This is a genomic window from Vasconcelosia minhoensis LEGE 07310 (assembly GCF_015207255.1).
Lineage (GTDB): Bacteria > Cyanobacteriota > Cyanobacteriia > Phormidesmidales > Phormidesmidaceae > Vasconcelosia > Vasconcelosia minhoensis.
In genome coordinates, this window is the sequence record NZ_JADEXG010000030.1 from 1 (window position 1) to 21,347 (window position 21,347).

The 21,347-nt window shown below is 55.8% G+C and carries 24 protein-coding genes and 1 pseudogene; 5 read left to right on the forward strand and 20 right to left on the reverse strand.

Features of this window, described 5'->3' with window-relative positions; translation table 11 throughout:
• Positions 1 to 168 precede the first annotated feature (168 nt).
• Positions 169 to 798: a substrate-binding domain-containing protein gene (locus tag IQ241_RS13395; protein WP_228021683.1), complete on the reverse strand. Its 630-nt coding sequence runs from the start codon at positions 796 to 798 to the stop codon at positions 169 to 171.
• 272 nt (positions 799 to 1,070) lie between these two features.
• Here IQ241_RS13395 and IQ241_RS13400 point away from each other — a divergent pair, with 272 nt between their 5' ends.
• Entirely contained in the window at positions 1,071 to 1,994 is a 924-nt protein-coding gene (locus IQ241_RS13400) for an ion channel (RefSeq protein ID WP_193907943.1), read from the forward strand.
• Between the two features lie 70 nt (positions 1,995 to 2,064).
• Here IQ241_RS13400 and IQ241_RS13405 read toward each other — a convergent pair whose 3' ends face one another.
• The 17 genes and pseudogenes from IQ241_RS13405 to nagA all read right to left on the reverse strand — a co-directional run bounded on the left by IQ241_RS13405 (position 2,065) and on the right by nagA (position 16,655).
• Complete coding sequence (locus IQ241_RS13405) at positions 2,065 to 3,315, reverse strand: DUF4336 domain-containing protein (protein ID WP_228021684.1); 1,251 nt, start codon at positions 3,313 to 3,315, stop codon at positions 2,065 to 2,067.
• 30 nt (positions 3,316 to 3,345) lie between these two features.
• Positions 3,346 to 3,893: pseudogene (locus IQ241_RS13410) on the reverse strand (Uma2 family endonuclease).
• The gene (locus tag IQ241_RS13415) at positions 3,853 to 4,122 is read right to left on the reverse strand and encodes a DUF2442 domain-containing protein (protein ID WP_322743654.1); all 270 of its coding nucleotides are present in this window, start codon (positions 4,120 to 4,122) and stop codon (positions 3,853 to 3,855) included. The pseudogene IQ241_RS13410 and the gene IQ241_RS13415 overlap by 41 nt, the downstream one beginning before the upstream one ends.
• Positions 4,101 to 4,316: a DUF4160 domain-containing protein gene (locus tag IQ241_RS26565; RefSeq protein WP_193907946.1), complete on the reverse strand. Its 216-nt coding sequence runs from the start codon at positions 4,314 to 4,316 to the stop codon at positions 4,101 to 4,103. Before IQ241_RS26565 ends, IQ241_RS13415 begins: the two co-directional genes overlap by 22 nt.
• Entirely contained in the window at positions 4,294 to 7,674 is a 3,381-nt protein-coding gene (locus IQ241_RS13425; RefSeq protein ID WP_193907948.1) for a DEAD/DEAH box helicase family protein, read from the reverse strand. The genes IQ241_RS26565 and IQ241_RS13425 overlap by 23 nt, the downstream gene beginning before the upstream one ends.
• A gap of 198 nt (positions 7,675 to 7,872) precedes the next feature.
• Complete coding sequence (locus tag IQ241_RS13430; protein ID WP_193907950.1) at positions 7,873 to 8,148, reverse strand: hypothetical protein; 276 nt, start codon at positions 8,146 to 8,148, stop codon at positions 7,873 to 7,875.
• A 13-nt stretch (positions 8,149 to 8,161) separates the two neighbouring features.
• Positions 8,162 to 8,500, reverse strand: coding sequence for a XisI protein (locus IQ241_RS13435; RefSeq protein WP_193907953.1), 339 nt, complete (start codon positions 8,498 to 8,500; stop codon positions 8,162 to 8,164).
• A gap of 56 nt (positions 8,501 to 8,556) precedes the next feature.
• Positions 8,557 to 9,663 (reverse strand): restriction endonuclease subunit S, encoded by a 1,107-nt coding sequence (locus tag IQ241_RS13440; RefSeq protein WP_193907954.1) that lies wholly within the window; start codon positions 9,661 to 9,663, stop codon positions 8,557 to 8,559.
• A 206-nt stretch (positions 9,664 to 9,869) separates the two neighbouring features.
• Positions 9,870 to 10,103, reverse strand: a complete 234-nt coding sequence (locus IQ241_RS13445; protein WP_193907956.1) for a DUF2283 domain-containing protein — start codon at positions 10,101 to 10,103, stop codon at positions 9,870 to 9,872.
• 45 nt (positions 10,104 to 10,148) lie between these two features.
• A complete protein-coding gene (locus IQ241_RS13450) occupies positions 10,149 to 10,361 on the reverse strand; it encodes a DUF2283 domain-containing protein (protein ID WP_193908063.1) in 213 nt (70 codons plus the stop codon).
• 66 nt (positions 10,362 to 10,427) lie between these two features.
• Complete coding sequence (locus tag IQ241_RS13455) at positions 10,428 to 10,997, reverse strand: Uma2 family endonuclease (RefSeq protein ID WP_193907958.1); 570 nt, start codon at positions 10,995 to 10,997, stop codon at positions 10,428 to 10,430.
• 51 nt (positions 10,998 to 11,048) lie between these two features.
• The gene (locus IQ241_RS13460) at positions 11,049 to 11,618 is read right to left on the reverse strand and encodes a Uma2 family endonuclease (protein WP_193907960.1); all 570 of its coding nucleotides are present in this window, start codon (positions 11,616 to 11,618) and stop codon (positions 11,049 to 11,051) included.
• 93 nt (positions 11,619 to 11,711) lie between these two features.
• Positions 11,712 to 12,086 (reverse strand): cysteine peptidase family C39 domain-containing protein, encoded by a 375-nt coding sequence (locus IQ241_RS13465; protein ID WP_265579896.1) that lies wholly within the window; start codon positions 12,084 to 12,086, stop codon positions 11,712 to 11,714.
• 25 nt (positions 12,087 to 12,111) lie between these two features.
• Positions 12,112 to 12,528 (reverse strand): hypothetical protein, encoded by a 417-nt coding sequence (locus IQ241_RS13470; protein WP_193907964.1) that lies wholly within the window; start codon positions 12,526 to 12,528, stop codon positions 12,112 to 12,114.
• 185 nt (positions 12,529 to 12,713) lie between these two features.
• On the reverse strand, positions 12,714 to 14,198 hold the full coding sequence (locus IQ241_RS13475; RefSeq protein ID WP_193907966.1) for a type I restriction-modification system subunit M: 1,485 nt from the start codon (positions 14,196 to 14,198) through the stop codon (positions 12,714 to 12,716).
• Between the two features lie 75 nt (positions 14,199 to 14,273).
• Positions 14,274 to 15,512 carry a Zn-dependent hydrolase gene (locus tag IQ241_RS13480; RefSeq protein ID WP_193907968.1) on the reverse strand — a complete coding sequence of 413 codons (1,239 nt, stop codon included), beginning with the start codon at positions 15,510 to 15,512 and terminating at the stop codon, positions 14,274 to 14,276.
• 66 nt (positions 15,513 to 15,578) lie between these two features.
• Entirely contained in the window at positions 15,579 to 16,655 is a 1,077-nt protein-coding gene (nagA, locus tag IQ241_RS13485; RefSeq protein WP_193908065.1) for an N-acetylglucosamine-6-phosphate deacetylase, read from the reverse strand.
• A gap of 138 nt (positions 16,656 to 16,793) precedes the next feature.
• Between nagA and purE the strand changes: the two genes are divergently transcribed.
• The 3 genes from purE (at position 16,794) to IQ241_RS13500 (ending at position 19,694) form a co-directional block, all read left to right on the forward strand.
• Entirely contained in the window at positions 16,794 to 17,327 is a 534-nt protein-coding gene (purE, locus tag IQ241_RS13490; protein ID WP_193908067.1) for a 5-(carboxyamino)imidazole ribonucleotide mutase, read from the forward strand.
• 465 nt (positions 17,328 to 17,792) lie between these two features.
• Positions 17,793 to 19,265, forward strand: coding sequence for an ammonium transporter (locus tag IQ241_RS13495; protein ID WP_193907970.1), 1,473 nt, complete (start codon positions 17,793 to 17,795; stop codon positions 19,263 to 19,265).
• 198 nt (positions 19,266 to 19,463) lie between these two features.
• Positions 19,464 to 19,694, forward strand: coding sequence for a hypothetical protein (locus IQ241_RS13500; protein ID WP_193907972.1), 231 nt, complete (start codon positions 19,464 to 19,466; stop codon positions 19,692 to 19,694).
• 60 nt (positions 19,695 to 19,754) lie between these two features.
• On the opposite strand, the gene IQ241_RS13505 is transcribed toward IQ241_RS13500, so the two are convergent.
• Positions 19,755 to 19,955: a hypothetical protein gene (locus IQ241_RS13505; protein ID WP_193907974.1), complete on the reverse strand. Its 201-nt coding sequence runs from the start codon at positions 19,953 to 19,955 to the stop codon at positions 19,755 to 19,757.
• Between the two features lie 222 nt (positions 19,956 to 20,177).
• On the opposite strand from IQ241_RS13505, the gene IQ241_RS13510 reads away from it, so the two are divergent.
• A complete protein-coding gene (locus IQ241_RS13510) occupies positions 20,178 to 20,432 on the forward strand; it encodes a MoaD/ThiS family protein (protein WP_193907976.1) in 255 nt (84 codons plus the stop codon).
• A gap of 57 nt (positions 20,433 to 20,489) precedes the next feature.
• Here IQ241_RS13510 and IQ241_RS13515 read toward each other — a convergent pair whose 3' ends face one another.
• The gene (locus IQ241_RS13515) at positions 20,490 to 21,239 is read right to left on the reverse strand and encodes a hypothetical protein (protein WP_193907978.1); all 750 of its coding nucleotides are present in this window, start codon (positions 21,237 to 21,239) and stop codon (positions 20,490 to 20,492) included.
• Between the last annotated feature and the right edge of the window lie 108 nt (positions 21,240 to 21,347).

Consider the following 21,347-nt stretch of genomic DNA (forward strand, 5'->3'; position numbering starts at 1 on the left):
CCAGGGTAAGCGCAAGAATCAATAAAGACTGCCTTATTGAGAAAAATGGCCGCGCCTATGTCAACAGGGTAAAGCTATTGAGAAAGGCGAGTACGAAAAACTGGGGCTTCTAGCCACGTCTGCAGCGCCCAAAAGCCAATGCATACTTTGGATACGATTTTCTTGCGCTTACCCTGCGCCCAGGACCAGAACGTTGTCATCTTCGCTAGCGGTATAGTCACCGCGGCTAGAGTCTTCTTCACCCACAATTTCTTCGGTGAAGTAATCGAAGGTCCCTGAGTCAGGCCCTGGACCATAGAGGCTGATCTCTTCGTTGGGGAAGCTGGGGTCGAGCTGATTCCAGCGGGTGATGGTGCCCTCGGCCGCTGGCTCCCACAGGGTTTGCAGCTGATCAACCGTCAGCTCTGATAGGAACTCGTTATCCTGGCTGACGACAACGGTAATCGCATCTGTTGCAACCGGAATCACCACATAGTCAACGCCAGCGGCTTCGCAAGCTTCAACTTCGGTTTCTTTAATCGGCCGCGAAGCGTTAGAGATGTCGGTCTCACCCGCACAGAATCGCTCAAAGCCGCCGCCCGTACCGGATACGCCAACCGTGACCCGAGCGTCACTCTGAGCCATAAACTCTTCGGAAATGGCTTCAGTAATCGGAAAAACGGTGCTGGATCCATCAATCTCAATTAGGTCGTTCGATTGGGAAAGCGCTTGGCCAGCGCTCAGGCTGACGGTTCCGGCGGCTGCCGCGATCACAGCTAACCCCTTAAACCGGGACATTTTTTGACTGCTCGCTACCATGATCAAATACTCCGTGACTTAAATTACAGGCCACAAACTAATGTAAAGAGGCAAGTTTAAGAGAGCAGCGGGTCAAGGTTATGGTCAGGTTATTTCTAAGTAAAGGCGGCTTAATTTAAGACTGTAGGTTAGGCTGACTGTCCGATGATTCACCGATATTTCAAGAAATTTTGAATCTGATTCCCAAACTGACCCAAAAACGGTAGATTAAGCTCAGCCAGCATAAATCAACTTCTACGATTACAACGACAATGTCTATCTAATTTCCAACATTGAGCCTGAGACGGTCTAAAGCAGCAAGTCGGGAGGTAGCCAACCTCTCTAAAGTTCGAATTAAGGTTGAAAACGGTCGATTTCGGGTGGTGGGCCTTGGCGCTTGGTATTCCTACTGGCGCGATCCCTATCACCTGATGCTGACCATTCCCTGGCCTGGCTTCATCGCGATTACCTCAGGGCTATATTTGCTGGGCAATGCCCTGTTTGCCTTAGCCTATTTGGCCGGTGGGGATGCGATTGTCAATGCTGAACCGGGCTCATTTCAAGACGCCTTTTTCTTCAGCGTGCAAACCCTGGCATCCATTGGCTACGGCGCGATGCACCCCGCCAATCTCTATGCCGATATTCTCGTCACCTTGGAGGCACTAACCGGGCTGCTCGGGGTAGCAGTGCTGACTGGCCTCGCCTTTGCTCGCTTTTCCCGGCCTACGGCCAGGGTGATGTTTAGCCAAGTCGCGGTGATTACCCAGTTTGAAGGCATTCCGACCCTGATGTTTCGCGCCGCCAACGAGCGGCGCAACCAGATTTCAGAAGCCCAGCTGCGGGTCTATATCATGCGCGATGAAGTCAGCGCTGAAGGCCAGCGGCTGCGGCGATTTCATCAGCTGCGGCTGCTGCGCGACCAGACCCCCAGCTTTCTCCTCACCTGGACAGCGATGCACCCGATTGAGCCAGACAGTCCCCTCTATGGCTCAACTGAAGCCTCACTCCAGCGTCACAACGCGACGCTGGCGATTTCCTTTAGCGGCCTAGATGAAACCGTGGCCCAAACCATCCATGCCCGTTACAGCTACGCCGCCCCCGAAATCCGCTGGAACAGCCGTTTCAAGGATATTTTTCAATACACTGACGAAGGCGATCGCTACATCGACTACAGCAACTTCCACCAAACCATTCCTATCGATCTTCCCGCACCCTAAATCACCCCTGTTACCTATGACCTCGCTGCACGGGCAGGGAGACCCTGCCCCTACATATCCCATCACCCCACTACCCACTCCCTCCCCCCGACGGCGGCAGCACACCACTTCCATTCAGCTGCCGGTCAATCTTCCGCAGCAGTGCAAAGTCAGCCTCGGGCAAAGGATGCGTCTTACTCCCCGCACCGGGCCTTTCGAGGAAGGTAAACGCTGCCCGTAGCTGCTCTGGGGTTGCGGCAACTGGGGCCGTAAAGTGACAGGGAATAATCTGCTGAAAATCCCAGCTGGCGATCTGGTCGGCCCAGTCCAGCACTTGCTTTGCGGCCCGGCTGTAGATCAGCGTTTGCAGAATCGGCGCAACCAGCAGTCTGCCTTCACAGCGCAGGGTCTCAAAAGACTGCTGCCAGTCTGCTTTCCAGCGAAAGGGATAGAGTCCAAAATAGGCCTTTTTAGACCGGTTAGGCGACTTCAGGGCGTCTGCCAGCGTCTGGCCCAGGCCGGTCACCTCTAGGGCGCTGGGGCTGAAGTAGAAGGTAAATAGGGCAATCCGCTGCCAGCCCTTGCGTCGATTCTCTGCTGTATCTTCTACCGTATCAAACGCATCTTCTCGGGCATGAAAGAGTAGCGGATAGGGGTCTAGGGCCAGCACCGGCGGCGGGTCGGTCGGAACGGTCAGCACCGAGTCGATCATCAGCAGCGTCTGGGTTAGCCGATGAAAAAAAGCGGTTTCGACATAGGGACCTGCGTTGAGGTCGATTGGCCCGACGGTGGCATAGTCAAATTCGTCGGCAAAGGGCGCATCGGCGGAGTTCGCAGGCAGCACCTGAGTTCGGTTCGGGGGAAAGCCCAGCCAGCTCAGCGGCAGGTTGACCGGAAAGCTCCACTGGTTGGGTGAAACATAGACCTGGGCCTGGGGAAACTGGCGGGCAAAGGGGCCGACGAAAGCCTTGTGCTCAATCGCCGAAACCGTCGGCAGGATGATGTATCTGACCGGACCGTGGAGGGCTTCTAGCGATCGCACTCCCCGCACGCATTCCGGCGTCGGTGCCACCGGCGCATAGACCAGCAGCCCGCCCGACGCCAGCCTGACGACCGTCATCCGCACCGGCACAATCACATAGAGAATGCCCTGGGTCTGGTCAAAGGTCCAAATCCGGTCTTTGACGATCTCCCGCTGCAGGGTACGCCGCTGACCGTAGGGATACAGCGGTGCCGCTGGCCAAAAATTCCAGCTAAACTCCCGCGATCGCGCCTTTGCAACCCCCCGCGGCTGCTTCTCCTGTAGCGCATCCCCCGTCTGTGGTGTCCTGTCCTGAATCAACCTGCAACCCCTAATCTGGCATAGTCAATTTTACTCCTCAAACACGGGTGGCCACAGCTCAGACACCTGCACCTCCCAGCCCGGCAGCAGATCCGGCAGGGTCAGTACCTCCCCATCCACCAGCCGCACCGGCTCCGCATTCAGGCGGCAAACCTCCAGCCAGCGCTGCTCGGGATGAACAAAATACCTACCTGGGTACCCTGCTGCAAAAATTCGTTAATCTTGGCTCGCAGCCCTTTCAGGCTATCCGTCGGCGACGTCACCTCGACCATCAGGTCCGGGGCGAGTTCGGCAAAGCGGCGAGGGCTGCGGCGCAGCCGTTCGGCTTTCACAAACGACACATCCGGGGTGCGTATATCTCCCTTGGGTAGGCTAAACCCTGCACCCGCACCCGTTACCCGTCCCAGCTGGCGAGGCTTAGCCCAGTTGAGGAGCTGAGCACCAAACTCAGAGGCAACTTCATCCGATTCATAGCCCGATAGACTCATAATCACTATGTTTCCATCGACTAGCTCAGCCCGATAGTCGCCGTCCAGCTTAGCCTGTAGCCGCTCTAAATCTTTGACGGTCAGCCTCATTGCGACCTCCGCATGAATCCATCCATTTCTTCGTACCGTAGATGCCCTGCATCAGGCTATGCACCAACAGATCAGCATCGAGTTCGGGCCAGTGCAGCGCCTCGCCGTCGCCGATGATTTCAACATTTGCGATCGCGCTGTCAGAGCCACCAGCAACACCCTGTAGCAGGTCTACATCAAACGAGCGTTGCACACCTGATGAGGTAGTCAACCATATAGTTCCTCCCACTTATCCAAGATTGCCTTTTGATACTTTGCAGTTAGCTGTTTTGTCTTTTTGAGGTCTTTTTTGCTGTAAGCTCCGACTACGGCAATCAGTTCTGATGTCTTAGCGTTAATTTTAGCTTGACCGCCGCGCTTATATATGTGGACGTGTATCGGTTTGTGGTCGTTGGGATTTCTACCCAACCCCATATTGAGCATCCACTGTCTCGTTGAAGGAGTGGACGATCGCGATGATGCTCCCGGCTTCCTCGTTTGCAAAAACGCCGCTGAGGCCGTTGCTGTGCAGGTCGGTGAAGGGAGGATCGTAAAGCTGGCCGGGGTCCATGGTGCCGTTTTGGGTGAGGTAGTCGATCAGGGTTTCGACAAAGCGGATTTGGTTGGCGCTGAAGCGGCTGGCTTCCAGGTATGTTGAGAAGGCTTGCTTGGCGGCCTGGCGGTCTAGCCCCACCAGCTTGCGGATAAACTGCTTGAGGCTGAGATCTCTACCGTAGACGGCTTCGAAGCGATCGCGGCTTTCGGCGGCCTCGGGGGTGAAAAGCAGGGTCTCCAGCTCGTCTAGATCGGTTTCCGTCAGCGGCAGATTGCGCTTGAGCTTGGCAATGGTGACGTGATTTTCCCGATCCCGAATATAGGCTTCTACTTTCTTGCGATACTGATAGGGGCTGAAGCCGGTCTGGTAGGTGGGGACATCGACCTCGGCGACCCGGCCCATCTCATCGGCAAAGTGGGTATAGACGATCTGCTGCTGCTGCCGGTCGATAAAGCTGACCAGGTGGCGCAGCGTCACCCGTAGGGTTTCGACCATGCCTACCGTCACGTTTTCCCACCAGCTTTCGGCCTGGGCTTCCTGGATTAGCGGAAGCTGAGCCTTGACCATGGGGATGTCCTGCTTCTGCTCTAGCTGGGTGAGGGTATCGCGCAGCTTGTCTCGCAGGCGGATAAAGGCTTTGCTTTGTTCCAGAATAGCCAGCTGTAGCTGCAGGCAGAGCAGGTCAAACTGCTTGGCCAGATGGTTTTCATTGGGCAGGCCGTTGGGCAGGCTGGCCAGATGGGTCGCGATCGCGCTCACATCCTCTTCCGACAGCTCTTCCCAGCGATCGCGCTGGGCAAAGGTCTCCACCGCCTGCAGGTGCCGCCGCACCAGTACGTTCTGGCGGGGCATCGTCTCCACATGCTGATGCAGGTCATCGAGCAGGGCATCGCGCAGGTCTGGCGCGGCGGCTGGCCCGGTCAGCAGCTGGCTCAGCCGCAGCCGATGCTGCACCAGGCGGCTGGTCAGGCTTTGCGGCAGGGGCTGACTGGCCTCGGGGATGTTTTGGCTGAAATATTCAAAGTTGCTACACAGGTCGAAGACGAGAAAATGTGTCTTGGGCTGGTCGGGGCCGAATAGGTGCTCACACAGGCGGGTGCCGCGCCCGATCATCTGGTTGAACTTGACTCGGGAGTAGACCGGCTTGAAGAAGACCAGGTTCACCACTTCGGGCACATCGACGCCGGTGTCGAGCATGTCTACGGAGACGGCCAGGGTGGGCTGCTTGGGCGCTTCGGCGAAGTCATCCAGCAGGCTCTGGGCGTAGGCGCTCTGGCTGTCGATCACCTGGGCAAACTGGCCCCGGTAGTGGGGATAGCTGTGGTCGAAGCGTTCGACGATGAACTCAGCGTGGGCATGGTTGCGGGCGAAGATGATGGTTTTGCCCAGGCGATCGCCGCTGTCTACTTTCAGGCCCCGCTCCATCAGCAGCTTCAGCGCCTGATCGACGGTATCGATGTTGAAAAGCCACTGGTTCAGCGCGGCGGCGTTGACCTGATCGGGAATTTCCCCCGTCTCTGCGTCGCGGAATTTCTCTTCATACTCGGCCTGCTCCTCGGGGGAAAGGTCGCTGTAGCGGACGCCGGTGCGCAGAAATTTGAAGGGAACACTGACGCCGCGCGGCGGCACCAGGTAGCCATCCTGCACCGCATCGTCCAGTTCGTAGGCGAAGGTGGGGACGCCCTGCTGAAGCTCAAAAATCTGGTAGGTGTCGCGGTCTACTTCGGCTCTGGGGGTGGCGGTCAGGCCCACCAGCAGGCTGTCAAAGTAGTCGAAGATGAACCCATATTTTTGATAGATCGAGCGGTGCGCCTCATCGACGATAATCAGGTCGAAATGGCCCAGCCCGAAAACCCGCTGCCCGCCGTCACGGCTGATGGCGTTGTACATCGTGGGATAGGTGGAGAGGACGACGTTGGCGCTGTCGGCGGCTTTGTCTTGGGTCAGGTCCAGCGGGGTGACGGTGGGCAGATGGGTCTTAAAGGCGCGGTAGGCCTGGGTGAGCAGGGCGGTGCGGTCGGCCAAAAACAGGACGCGGCTGACCCAGTTAGCCTTTTTTAGCAGATCGACCAGGGCGATCGCGGTTCTGGTCTTGCCGGTGCCGGTGGCCATCACCAGCAGGGCCTTGCGTTCTTTGCGATCGCACAGGCTCTCGGTCACCCGGCGGAGGGCTTCGCGCTGATAGCTGCGGTTGACGATCGCTTCATTGATCGGCACCTGGGCGGGCGGCTGGCGGTGGCTGCGGCGAAAGATCAGCCGCTCTAGCTCGCTTTTTTTCAGAAAGCCCGAAATGGCGCGGGGCGGATATTGGCGGTCGTCCCAGATCCAGGTTTCGTAGCCGTTGGTGTAGAAGATCACCGGGCGCTGGTTAAACTGCTGCTCCAGGCAGTCGGCGTAGAGTTTGGCCTGGTGTTTGCCCTGGGTGGGGTCGGCAGTACTGCGTTTGGCTTCGACCAGGGCCAGAGGTTTGCCGTCATCGCCCCACAGCACGTAGTCTACTTTGCCGCTGCCGGAGGCATTGGGCATGCCCTGCACCGGATATTCAGTGGCATTGGGCGAGCGGATGTCCCAACCGGCTTCCTGGAGCAGCACGTCGATTAGGTAGCGGCGGGTGTCGGCTTCGTGGTAGTCGTGGCTGTCGGGCAGGGCTTCGTTTTGCTGCTTTAGCGCGGTGATTTGGGCTTTGAGGGTTTCCAGCTCGGCTTCGGTGCGCTGGCGGCGGTCTGCTTCAATCCGGCGCTTCTTGTCGGCCTGGGAAAGCTCTTGCTCCAGGGTTTGCAGCTGCTCCCGGCTGATGGCAGGCTCGGCAGCGGCGGCCTGGGGGATGCGGCTGCGGTCGAACTGGAGGGCGGGCAGGGCTTTGCCGTTGGGGGCGTAGTAGCGGCAGAGCCAGTAGAGGACGTGGAAGAGTTCCTGCACCAGCTGCAGGGCTTCTGGCTCGGGAACTTCGCTGGCGTTATGGACAGCGAGGTTGCCTTTTTTATGGATAGCGCGGATTTTGGGGAAGAGGCCAGGCTTAAGGTTATTTTTGAAGGTTTGCTCGTGGATCAGGGCACCCAGGCCGGTGTCGTAGGGGAGGCGCAGGTAGGGATCGTTTTCGTAGAGCCAGAGGACGGCCTGCTCTAGGGCGAAGCGGGTGTAGAAGCAGCAGGCCCGGGGAGAGGTGACGGCCAGACGCTCGGCTTCGACGGCGTGGGCGTAAAGCTTTGGGAAGGCGGGCTTGAGGAAGTCAAAGTTGGAGGGCATGAGGGTCGGGATGCGCTTCGATCTGTAGTATGCCCAATAAGGTTGATTTTCTGTGATTAAGTCAGTACCTAATCATTTTGAAGATAGTCAGTAGCGAGACGTATCGGATCCCCCCTAGCCCCCCTTAGAAAGGGGGGGATAAGCTTTCAAAGTCCCCCTTCTCAAGGGGGATTTAGGGGGATCCTAAGGTGTAAAGCTTCATAACCGATACCTCTCTAAACGACCTCTCAGGGAAAGGCCGTATTTTTGGTTTTGCTCGGCAATGAAGTCGTCAAGGCTGGAGAATTGGCCCTGCTCAAAGTTGTTCAGGCCGCGTTGAATACCGTTGAGGGTTTCAAAGAAGTCGGCATCACTGAGGCTGAGGCCCCAGGTCAAAACGGTAACAGCAATTTGGCCGATGTCTTGCCCGGTAGTTTCGGCGCGCTGGCGAAGCAGGGCTTCGATTTGAGGGGGGAGGTCAAGGGTGATAGACATTGATGTTCTGTAATTACGAGACGGCAAAATCGGTAATTTTTCGGCGTTCTGGAGATTTGTAGGCGAGGACGATTTGGTCTTTGGGAATATCGAGGTCGGTCAGTTCGTTGGCAATGCCGGTTTCGGTGCCATCGTGCTGAATCCAAACTTTTTCACCGATGATGTCGATGTGGATCAGCGTACCGTAGATGCGGCGGTCGTTTTGCCAGCCGGTTTCGATTAGCAGGTAGTGGTGATTGTCTTTGTCGATCGCGAGGTAGGCGTCAGCATCGGGGTCTGGGCCTAAGAATTCCAGGAAGTCTTGCAGGACCTGAATGATCGTTTGTTGCAGGATTAGGACGGGGGTAGCCATGTGAGGGTTGGTGAACGGCGTTTGGGGTGCAGTGAGAGAAGTTGCGGGCTGGTGGGTTAGAGGTCGCCTTGGAAGGCGCGCTGGAGCAGAGAGTTGAAAAAGTTATCTGATTGCGTCAAGTGTTCTTTTAAACGAGAACTAACAAATCGGAGCTTTTTAGCAAAATTGAGATAATCGATTTGGAGCTGACGCGGAGGTAAGAGTGCGGGGAAACTCTTTAATTGCGTTTTATTGATTGTGGCTATTCCCGTCGTTTGTTTGGCTGCCCTTAGAAAAAATCGCTTTCCTCGTTCGCTGCCAATGTGTGCTGAAAGGTATCCAGGCTCAGCAATAAAAACATCTGGTCTAACACAAAAAATATGGTTTTGATGAATGCAGGTTTGAACCTCTCCATTCCAAATTGCACCTCTGCCCAACTTATCAGGATCACCACCTTCGGTTAGCAATACATCACCAGTCTTCAAAGCATATCTATCAATATCTGACGGTAGAACACTGATCTCTTTTATCTCAGATAGATCTAGGTATCCGTCTTGTACGTTCGCAACTCTCATGTAGGGAACTGATACCGTCTTGGACGAGTCAACCTTCTTGCCTTTGGCTATCCCCGATTGAATGAGACAAAAATCTTCTAACGGTGCTACTTTCCATCCTTTTGGGTTAGTCACTGGATCGCCGAACATTTCTAAGAATGCTGAGCGTAGCAGGTCTTCGGTAAGCGCGATCGCACTCTGACGTTTCCGGCGCACAGCATCCGCTTTATCCAGAATGGCCGCAATCCGACGCTGCTCATCAAGAGGCGGGAGAGGAATAAAGTATTTCTTTACGATTGAGTCAGAAACGGCAGGATAACTAGCACCTGTACTCTGCCGTGTCATGTCTTCGACGAAGTAAGGACTACGAACCCAATAATACAAATATCGAGAATCTAACTGATTGGTTTTAGGTCTCAGAACAGTGAAACCAGTCGAAGCGGTAGCACTGTCGATTGAATAGTTAACTTGAGCAACTGCATTTAGATTAGGTCTGACTGTTGAAACTAAAACGTCGCCATCTTTGACTAATTGTCTTGCTCGGCTAGGTGCTTCATGAGCGTAGATTTCACTGACTTCTTCTATTTGCTTTGATTCTCTATTAACTGAAGCGATATCTATATACGCCAAAGACCGATTAGTTTCACATTTACGAGGATCCCATTTACTTACGGGAGAAACAAGCTGTCCTATTGACACAGTCTCATATGCCCATCTCATCTAAGCAATTCCTCCAACGCATCCTAATCTGTCCAAATCTTATTTTTGACCAAAATGGCCTACTATCGGGCTTGTTCGCCTTGCCAAAATTATTACTCTATAAGAGATACACCTACTTAACCTGCTAATCTGAGTTCGGCTTGAATCGGCAGCTCTAACGGCATACTCGAATTTAGGCGAGTTGAGAAGAAGAGAATTTCTAGATTTTCGATCGCCCCCGAATCAGGATTCAAGCGGGCAATGATTTCATCACCGATCTCATCAGACTCCTGATCAGAATAAGGAGCACAGGTGTCGATGTAAAGAATATCGCCTAGTTTGTCGTAGCGAAATGTCAGGTTTTTGTCCATTCCAAATCTGTTCAAAACTTATTATCGAGTATCGAAAACATTCTGTTAGACGGCAAAAGTTTCAAAGGCAACGCGAACGGGTTCTGACGAGGCAGGCATAAAATTGAGCTTTTCAAATCCAATCACTTTCCCTTGGGCGTCTTTCATCAATACCACCTCATCCCCCGTTTCTTCGACTTCAAACTCATCTTCAGGACTACCAAACCAAACCGTTAGCGTGTTGCCAATCCGATCATGAAAAACCTTTACTTGTGCCATAATTCTTTTCTTCTGTTCGCCAGGCAGCATAGGCCAGCGCCTCATAGATATATCGTTTTAAGACGCCTAGCGTCCCTGCAAAATCTGTGACGGGGTGAGCGTCAAAACGCCAAACAGCAGTGAGGCAATTGGGGTATCTCCCTCATAGACGGTTTCCTCATACAGCCCTTCCACCCACTCCAGCAGCGTCACCTTTTGCCGCATCGGGTCCACAATCCAATATTCCGCAATCCCCCGGGCGGCATACTCAGCCCGCTTATAGCGATAATCTCGACTCTCCTGTCTCGGACTCACCACCTCAACCACCAGCAGCGGCGGCGGCATGTCTGGCATCACCGTCGAGCGGCTGGCCCCTTCCAGCGCGGTTGCCAAATCTTCAGATAGCACCATCACATCCGGGAAGCGCGTCGTTGCCCCTGCACCACTGACTACAATCTCAGTCTTCATCGTCAAACGGTGCGGTGGAATGCCCCGCTGAGCAAAATAGATCACCAAAAACATGGCGATCCGGCGGTTCAAATCGCTTTCAGGCGGCATTTCGACTAGCTCCCCATTCACCAGCTCGTATTGAGTCTCTGTGCCAGGGTCATAGTTGAGGTACGCTTGCAGCGTCATGGGTTTAGATGCCAGAGTCATCGGAGCTACGCCTCTATCAACTGAGCAGAGCTGATCCTCATTTTAAGACGCCTAGCGTCCCTGCAAAATCTGTGCAGGGGTGAGCGTCAAAACGCCAAACAGCGGTGAGGCAATTGGGTTATCTCCCTCATAGACGGTTTCCTCATACAGCCCTTCCACCCACTCCAGCAGCGTCACCTTTTGCCGCATCGGGTCCACGATCCAATATTCCGCAATCCCCCGGGCGGCATACTCAGCCCGCTTGTAGCGATAATCTCGGCTCTCCTGTCTTGGGCTCACCACCTCAACCACCAGCAGCGGCGGCGGCATCTCTGGCATCACCGTCGAGCGGCTGGCCCCTTCCAGCGCGGTTGCCAAATCTTCAGATAGCACCATCACATCCGGAAAGCGCGTCGTTGCCCCTGCACTGCTGACTACAATCTCGGTTCCCATTCTGACCCGATAGCTAGGAATTCCCTGGTTTAGGAAAAAGGCAAATAATAGCGATGCAATTCGCTGATTTAGATCGCTCTCAGGCGGCATTTCAACTAGCTCCCCATTCACCAGCTCGTATTGAGTCTCTGTGCCAGGGTCATAGTCGAGGTACGCTTGCAGCGTCATGGGTTTAGATGCCAGAGTCATCGGAGCTACGCCTCTATCAACTGAGCAGAGCTGATCTTCATCCTAGCAACCCCTCCAGCTCATCCAGATCCTGCCGAATCTTAATCAGAATTTTCATTCAGCAATCATAATCGTCAAACCATTTGTTAGCCGAAAAGCAGCCTCAAAATGAGATCGATTTACCTGACGTTTTCCTACCAATGGATCTAACACTGTCACATCATTCTCATCGGTTTCTCCAACCACTAATGAATGAATCCCCCTGACTCGATCAATTGGCATCAGCCCAACGTACACAATGGGATACAACCCCTGCGCTACCAGGTCATCCAACTGCACCATCGTCAGGTTTGCCTTACGCGCTTTTACAAAACCTACCTGCCGCGCCGCCTCAACCGCTTGCAAAGCCTCCGTTCCAAAGATTGTGCAATCGCACAATCGGCGCAACTCAGACTCGGAAATGACAGTCCCCGCCTCCGCTAAAACCATTCGCAAGCAAGCCGGTACACAAGAGTCAGGCGTTTCCTGCGGATAAAAAGGCGGCATTGATCGCGTCTTCCCGTTCCCTATAGCACGCCATCCCTGCCGACTTCATGACCGTTGGTTGAGTAGCTGAAATAATTCCCCGCGAAAACGCACTCACCAAAACCTCGCCCACCTCGCCCACGACGCCAATATGTGGATAAGCCAGCCCCACCGCTACTGACCAGATATCGCCCCCGGCAATCAATCGCGGCTCCAGCGCCGTAAACCGATCTGAAAGCACCCGCAGCAGCCAATCATTCACAACCGTTTGCGCGATCGCTGCCGAAATCGGTAACGCCTCAGACTCAGGCGTAGCCAGCCATCCCGTCAGCAGTCCCTGAACCGCCGCTAGCCGCTCCGGAGGCAGGGTTGCTAATTGTTCACAGGTCACATCGGCTGAATCCATCCTGGCCTCCCTATCACTGCAACGGCCAAATGCGCTAATAAGATCATACTCGCTCAGCCTACGCTAGCGCTTTCTGCCCACTCGGCAGCAACAGCTAATCTTAGTCCAGCTCAAATCGCGGCGCAGCGCGTCATAGCATCGCGGCGCAGCGCGTCATAGCTTGAAACCGAGTTGGAGCCTGCCACTCACCCCAGCATCCGCTCCAACTCATCCAGATCCTGCCGAATCTCGCCCTCCAGCGCCCGCAGCTTCTGCAAGATCACCTTCGGCGGGTCGTACTCCACTTCCTCATACTCAATTTCCTTATAGCGGTTAATCGACAGGTCATAGGCATTCGCCGTAATCTCCGCCTTGGGCACCCAAAACGCTTTGCCAGTCCGGTCGGTATCCTGCTTCGGATCGCGGGCCTTCCAGCGCTTTAGCAGGTCAGGGATATCGTTTTCTTCAACCGGCTGGCGCTTATCATCCAGCGAAAACCCATCCGCCGCCATGTCATAAAACCAAACCGTATCCGTCCCATCCTGACTCACCCCGATTTTGGTAAACGCCAGAATCGCCGTAGACACCCCCGCATAGGGCTTAAACACCCCCGACGGCATCGAAATCACCCCGTCTAGCTTGTGCTCCTCGATCAGCATCCGCCGCAGCTCCTTATGCGCTTTGCTGCTGCCAAACAGCACCCCGTCCGGCACAATCACCGCTGCCCGGCCGCCTTTCTTCAGCAGGCGCAAAAACAGGGCCATAAACAGCAGCTCCGTCTTCGTCGTTTTGATTACCTTGGCCAGATCCTTGGCAATGGTCGATTTCTCCACCGACCCCTTAAACGGCGGATTCGCCAGCACCACCGTAAACGCCTCCTCCACCCCCGCATGGTCCTCCGACAGCGAATCGCGCGCCTCAATCTTGGGCTGCTCAATGCCGTGCAGCATCAGGTTCATGCTGCCAATCCGCAGCATCGTGGCGTCAAAGTCAAAGCCGTGGAACATGCCCTGGTTGAAATGCGCCCGGTTGCCAGCGGCATTCAGCACCTGGTTGCCCTGACTATCCTTCAGGCCGCGCAGATATTCCGCCGCCGCCACCAAAAAGCCACCGGTGCCGCAGGCCGGGTCGCAGATGATGTCGTGGGGGCCGGGTGCCAGCAGCTCGACCATCATTTTGATAATGTGCCGGGGCGTGCGGAACTGGCCATTGGTGCCCGCCGTGCTCAGCTTCGAGAGCATGTACTCGTAGAGGTCACCCTTGGTATCCCGGTCTTCCATTGGGATCTGGTCGATCTGGGCGACCACGCTGGCCAGCAGCGCCGGAGAGCCGATCAGAAAGACGGCATCTTGCATGTGGCGGGCATAGGGGCTATCGGCCACCTCACCGCCCAGGGTTTTAATAAACGGAAACGCCTGATCCCGAACCGTTCGCAGCATCGCCTCGGCATCGTCCAGATGCTTAAACTGCGACCAGCGGCACGGCTGGCTGTCCGCCGAAAAGACCGGCTGCTCCATCGGGCGGCCCAGCTGCTGAGCCTTAGATTCCTTCGCCAGCTCCAGGTCATCCAGCCGCTTGATAAACAGCAGGTAAGAAATCTGCTCAATCACCGACAGGGGATTGCTGATGCCGTTATTCCAAAACGTCGTCCAGAGGCGATCGACCTTCGACTTCAGTTCCCCTGTAATCATGCGCTGAGTCCTTGATGAATGCAGTAGCTCTATACCTTACCGCCTTCCGCCATTATGCCCAGCTGAAATAAGCAACTAAGGCAAAATTGCGTCTAGTCGGATTAACGTTTGCAGCAGCACATTGGCTCCGTGGACGCAGTCTTCAGGTGAGGTATATTCCGCTTCGGAATGGCTGACGCCATCAGCGCTGGGGACGAAAATCATGCCCATGGCGGTAATCCGGCCCAGCTCCAGGGCGTCGTGACCGGCGCGGCTGGGCAGGTGTAGGTGGCTCAGGTTCAGATCCTGGCAGACCGTCTGGATGACTTGCTGGACGGCGGCAGCGGCGGGGGTGGGCTCAACGTAGAGCAGGGGCTCGATCGCGATTTTTGTTCGGGTTTTGAGCGCGATCGCATCCAGCTTTTGCTCCAGCTGCTGCGTCATCGCCTCCAGGCTCTCGGGCGACAGGTCGCGCATATCCACCGACAGCGTCACCTGCCCCGGCACAATATTGACGGCATTGGGAGACACCTCGAGCTGGCCCACCGTCGCCACGGGCTGGCTGGGCTGGGCTAGAGCAATCTGCCGGACAGCCAAGACCGTCTCGGCAGCGGCGACGAGGGCATCTTGGCGCATATCCATCGGCGTCGTCCCAGCGTGGTTGGCCTGGCCAGTAATCGTAATCCGGCTGCGGTGAATGCCGACCACGCCCTGGACGATGCCAACGGTCTTCTGCTGATATTCTAAAACGATGCCCTGCTCGACATGCAGCTCGACAAAGGCGGCTAGGTCGGTCCGACGGGCGGTCGCCAGCTGCTCCCAGCTGCCGCCGAGCATTTCCAGACAGTCCTGAATCGGCGCATCGACGTTGGTTTGATAGCGTTCAGGCGCATCTAGCAGGGCCGTGCCCGCGATCGCCTGACAGCCGATCATCGTATTTTCTTCATCGCTGAAGACGATCACTTCGACGGGATGGTTTAGCCGCTGGCCGCGATCTCGCAAGGCCCGCACCGCCTCAATCCCCGCTAGCACGCCGAGCACGCCGTCATAGCGCCCGCCGGAAGGTACCGTGTCGATGTGGGAGCCGGTCGCCAGCGCCGGGGCGTCCGCAACCTCTCCCTCGTAGCGGCCAATCAGGTTTCCCGCTGCATCCGTCCGCACCTGCATCCCTGCCTCGACCATCCACTGCTGCACCCGATAGCGGGCCTGGATATCCTCCGGCGTAAAGGCCAGCCGACAGAGGCTGCCATCGGGCCGCTGGCCAATCTTGGCGAGCGACTCAATATGGTCATTTAGCCGCTGACCGTCAATTCCAACAATCGAAAGCACTGTCATAGATGTTCCCTCTGGCCCGCTGATGCTAAGTTTACTCAATCTTTCCGGCTTGAGCTGATGTCGCTGCTACAGCCTGGCCCAGGTCAGCTGCTTTTTGTCGGCGTCCCAGCGCCAGCGGAGGAACTGAGCGGGCTGATTAATCATCGCTTCCGATAGGCCAATGGCGGCTCGGGGAGCAGTCGTTGCAGTCGCAATTGCTTCTTCTACCTCGCATAGTCCCCATTGGGCCAAATTTTTCACCCCGTCTAAAAGGGGCCGAGTCGTCCCCGCCAGCGTGCCGTCGGGTAGCCGCGCCGTGCCGTCCTTCACTTCAATCTCACGGCTATCCCAGGCATAGACGCCATCCGGCAGCCCCAGGGGAGAGAGGGCGTCGCTAACCAAAAAAGCCTGCCGCTGCATTCGCAAAAATAGCTTGAGCATGGTCGGGCTAATATGCTGCCCATCGGCAATAAACCCACAGGACACCCCCGGCTGCGCCAGTGCCGTCCCCAGCAGCCCTGGCTCGCGATGATGCAGCCCCGGCATTGCATTAAAGGCATGGGTCACCATCGTTGCGCCCTGGTCAAACGCGATCGCGGCTTCCCCTGCCGTCGCCAGCGAATGGCCCAGGCTGACAATAATCCCCTGCTCCTTTAGCCAAGGAATTACCTGACCGGTTGGGTCGAGCTCGGGGGCCAGGGTAATCACCTTCACCAAATCGGCAAACTTCCCCAACAGCCCCCTGACATTATCCAACGTCAGCGCCTGCAAATACGCTGCCGGATGCGCCCCGCGCTTAGCCGGATTGAGAAACGGTCCTTCCAAATGCACTCCCCATACCTGCGCTCCGCCAGTAGCCTCAGCCTTATAACGTTTCAGCACCGCCAGACTCCGGTGAATATTCTCCACCGAAGTCGTTACCAGCGTCGGCAGATAGCCATCAACCCCCTGCTGCCAAAGAAACTCCGAAATCTTCGCTAATGTCCCCAAATGCTCCAGCCGCAGATCCGGAAACGCCAGCCCCAAGCCCCCATTAATCTGCAAATCCACCCCGCCCAGCGAAAGCCAGTCTCCCCCCAGGTCAATTGTCTTGCCCGCAATCGCCGCCTCATCTCCCAAAGGCATCGGCTCAATCTTCTCCACCCGACCTCGCTCCACGCGCATCTGATAGAATCCAGACCGCCCCACCACCCGACCATTCACCCAAACCTCACCCACGCCCCAATCCCCTCACCCAAACCATTCCTAAAATAAATCATCCCCTGGCGCGGGCATGGTTACCATGCCCCTACCCATTACCCCATCACCCCTATGCCTCCCGAAATTAGCATCATCATGGGCAGCGACTCAGACCTCCCCACCATGGCCGCCGCGATCGCGGTTTGTGAAGAATTCGCGATCGCCCCTGAGGTCGCCATTATCTCAGCCCATCGCACCCCAGCGCGGATGGTCGCGTACGCTGAAAACGCCGTGGAGCGCGGCATCAAGGTCATCATTGCGGGAGCGGGCGGCGCGGCGCATCTGCCGGGTATGGTGGCAGCAATCACACCGCTGCCAGTAATTGGCGTGCCGGTCAAGACCAGTACGCTCCAGGGCGTCGATTCGCTCTACTCGATTGTGCAAATGCCGGGCGGCATTCCGGTTGCGACGGTGGCCATCGGCAATGCTAAAAATGCCGGGCTGCTGGCCGTGCAGATTTTGGCTAGCCAGCGCCCGGAGCTGCTAGAGCAGGTCAAAGCCTACCGCCAGCGCTTAAAAGCAGCCGTCATTGAAAAACAGGCCCGCTTAGACGCGATCGGTGTCCAGCAATATCTCAAGGAAAGAACGGATGCCTGAAGCTTGTTTTTCAGATATATCCGTGCTGCGTGCGTCAAAAAAGTAACAAAATGAAAAGCTAGGGAGCGGTCGGAGGCTTAGTCACGGCCTAAACTTTAAAGTTTCTTTAAATTTTTGCGCCGATCGGCTTTGAAAAATCGCCAGACCATCCTCTTCGCGAAAAAATGTATCATTCTATACAGAACGACTTGCCTCAAATTGGTGGAATCAGTCAGATACACCATCTGGGAAACTGTCTAGGAGCGGCTTGTAGCGACTTTTCTTGATAAGTAAAGCCTGATGATAGTTGCTCAACCCGCAGGTCAAGGGTGCTTTAGTCACCTGACGAGCTTCGGAGTCCAAAGTTTCGGAGTGCCCTTCGAGCTTTATCTCCTAGAAGTGGTTGAGCCGAACCTATCGCTTAAGCTCAGCCTCCCCTATGGCAGTGGCTAATTGCTGTCTGATTGCGTTAGGAACGTCTGTCGAATGACTAATTTAACTTTGAGAAAAAAGGCCAGAGCGAGGCGGCGAAACCCGTCTGTCTGGTCTTCCTATGCCCCGCCTTTTGCTGAAATGGCGGAGCGCTTTTTTGGCCGCCTGCTGGGTCGCTCGCTCTCCTGGGCCTGGCTGTTTTGTGTGCCTGTGGCCATCACCATCGTGGTGGGCTGGGGCCTGGCTGCCAACGCTCAAGAAGAAGCACTGTCCCCCGATAGTGTGCAGGCGGTGCTAGACAACATTTGGATCTTGGTTGCGGCCATACTCGTCATCTTCATGAATGCCGGTTTCGGCATGCTGGAGACCGGCTTTTGTCGGCAGAAAAATGCCGTCAACATCTTAGCCAAAAACCTAATCGTTTTTGGCCTAGCGACGCTTTCTTTTTGGGTACTGGGCTTCTCTGCCATGTTTGGCTCAGGGAGCTACCTGTTTGGCCTGGGGGGGTACTTCCTCGGCGGTGACGCGGCAACCTACGGGTTGGATGGCGGCACGCTGACGATTCCCGTCTTTTTCCTCTTCCAAGCGGCTTTTGCCGGTACGGCGGCGACGATTGTGTCGGGTGCGGTCGCCGAGCGGATCAAGTTTTCCAGCTTTATTATCTTCAGCGTATTGCTGACCGCGATCGCCTACCCAATTTCGGGTCACTGGGTCTGGTCGGGTGCCGCCTGGCTGACCGATCGCGGTTTCTCTGACTTTGCCGGGTCTACCGTTGTCCACTCGGTTGGTGGCTGGGCTGCCCTGATGGGTGCCGTCTTCCTCGGCCCCCGGATTGGTAAGTACCAGGATGGACGAGTAAATGCGATCCCGGGTCACAATATGAGCATTGCGACCCTGGGCTGTCTCATCCTCTGGATTGGCTGGTTTGGCTTCAACCCCGGTTCTGAGCTGGCAGCGAGTACAGCCGTTCCCTTTATTGCGGTAACAACCAACTTAGCTGCGGCGGCTGGTGGCGTTGCGGCGACCTTTACGGCCTGGGCGCTAAGCGGCAAGCCCGACCTGTCTATGATAATCAACGGCATTTTGGCTGGCCTGGTGGGCATTACCGCTGGCTGTGCCGGCGTGAACTACTGGGGTGCGGTGATTATTGGCCTGGTGGCCGGTATTATCGTCGTCTTCTCTGTCGGCTTCTTTGATAGCATCAAGATCGACGACCCGGTCGGAGCGATTTCAGTTCACCTAATCTGTGGTATTTGGGGAACGCTAGCGGTCGGTCTGTTTAACGTAGAAAGCGGCCTGTTCTTTGGCTTTGGGATTGGTCAGCTGCTGTCTCAGATTTTGGGGATTGTGGTGATTGGTCTATTTACCGTCGTTGCCAGCTCTATTTTCTGGCTGATTCTGAAGTCCACCGTTGGCCTGCGGGTGGCGGCTGAAGAAGAGCTTAAAGGTCTGGATATTGGTGAACATGGGATGGAAGCCTACAGCGGTTTCCTGAAGGACACCAGCGACATGAGCGGCGTCATCTAGAACGATTGGAACGGGTAACCCCTCCGTCAATCAGCTGTTTACACTTCACCCAAGGTCCGTTCCAGAATTCTGGAGCGGACCTTCATTTTGGGTTCACTGACATGGCTTTCCTGCTGCAACGGTAAGATTCAAATGGCGCATTCTTAGGGTTCTGATGCGTTTCAAGCTTTGGCTACGATCTCCTTATACTGGGCGTCGATGGGCGCTGTAGCGGTAATGCGCGCGATCTCGCTTCACGATATCCAGCCCGACGCCGCGATTCTAGAAAGCCCGTTCGATCGATTGCTCAGTACGGTCTGCCACCGCTTTGAAGCTATGGGCATTCCGTCCTTTCCGGGAGCTGAACTCATCGTCAGCAGTAGTCAGGGCAGTGAGCCCCATATAGCAGCTCCCCAGCGACCTAAAGGCCGCTGGGGAGCAAATGAATAGAATGCGGAGGCCGGTTCGCCTTGATGAGCGAGCGACCACTCCCTTCGCTAGCTGAAGCGGTTAGCTAAAGGTAGAGCCACTGCGGGTATAGGACTGCTGAGCCGCAAAGCTAGGCTTGCCTTGAATATGTAGGCCCTGACCCAGCTCTTCAGAAGTCAGGCCGACCTCAGCGCCAGAGCGAGCGAGTAGAGACTGCTGACGATGCTTAACCTGGTGATGATGACGCATCATAAGGGCACGGGCTTGATCTTGAACAGACATGGTAAAACCTCTTGAGGAAAAAGAATGCAAACTGTAAGGAATTGGAAGCGAAGACAAACACTCTTCGAACAGCTTCTTAATTCATTATAGACAAAATTCTGTAACAATAGCTACAGAATACAAAACTTAATATTTAATTTGCCATATTTTGCCGAGAAAGTTGCAGCATAGCTTCACAGCTGTCTTCAGGCCAGCGGTCAGCGCTACCAGTATGATGGTCGCATGTCAGATATCACCATTCATCTCAAGCTGTTTGCCGCCTATCAAGAGGCCGTCGGTGCCGCCGAGCAAACTCTGGTTTTGCCATTTGGGACGACCGTTGCTGCCGTTTGCGATCGCTTAATTAGTGAGCATCCCGAGCTGGCCCGATGGCGTGACCTGACGCGATTTGGAGTAAATCTTCAGTTTGTAGAGCCCGATACGGTGCTGGCGGAGGGGGATGAGGTGGTACTGATTCCGCCGGTGAGTGGGGGGTAGATGGGTGGAGGGTAGTGGGTAGTGGGTAGTGGAGGGAAAAGGAAAGAGGGAAGCGTGTTAAGGGGTTGGGTCGCAGGTGGTACCGGTGTAGTTGAGTTCGACTTCAAAGGACAGAGCTTTGCGGGTTCCTGCGGCTGCGGCTTCGTCAAAGGTTTTAGCTTTAACTGCATTGACAATCCAGGTGTCGAGGTCGCTGTAGCCTGTATTTTTGATGATTTGTGGCTCATCCGAGACAGTCCCATCGGCTTCGGCCAATACACCAATCGAAGCGTTGCCCGGGGCGGGGTTCCGGCAGTTTGGCTGAATGGGGTAGTCAACGACCATGCGGTCACTGATGAATTCGGGGGATAGGCCATGCTGAGCGCGCATATTAGTATGCCAGGCCGTAAAAGCATTTAAGGCTTCACCGTCAGTAGTTCCAGTTGCACTGAAGGTTGCTGGGCCGCTGGTTGCGGGCGCAGGAGCTGAGCTGACTGGATGGAGTTCAGCTGGGCTAGCTTCGGCCGGTTCGGGCTCAGGGGCAGGTATAGGTTGCTGATTGGGTATTGGAGCTGGGACGGGAGCAGGCTGGGGCGGCTGGGGCCGAGGACGGGGAGCAGGCGGTGGAGCGGGTGGCTCTGAAGCAGCTGGGTTGGGGAGTCGGGTCACCGCGATCGCGGCTGGCGGTGGTTCTAAAATTATTTCTGGCTCGACGGGCGATTCTCGCAGCGGCAGCCAGAGGATAATGCCATGAAGTCCTAAGGACAGCAGCGCCCACCCGTAGAATGGTCGGCTCAGCAGCAGCTGTTGGCTAGGCGGACGAGGCATATCTGACGCGGTTGGAACCCCATGTAGTGATCGAAAGCAGCCGGTCGGGCCACTGCTTAGGTAGAGTAGCGTGGGTACTTGAGCATTCCAGGCAACCATGTTAACAAC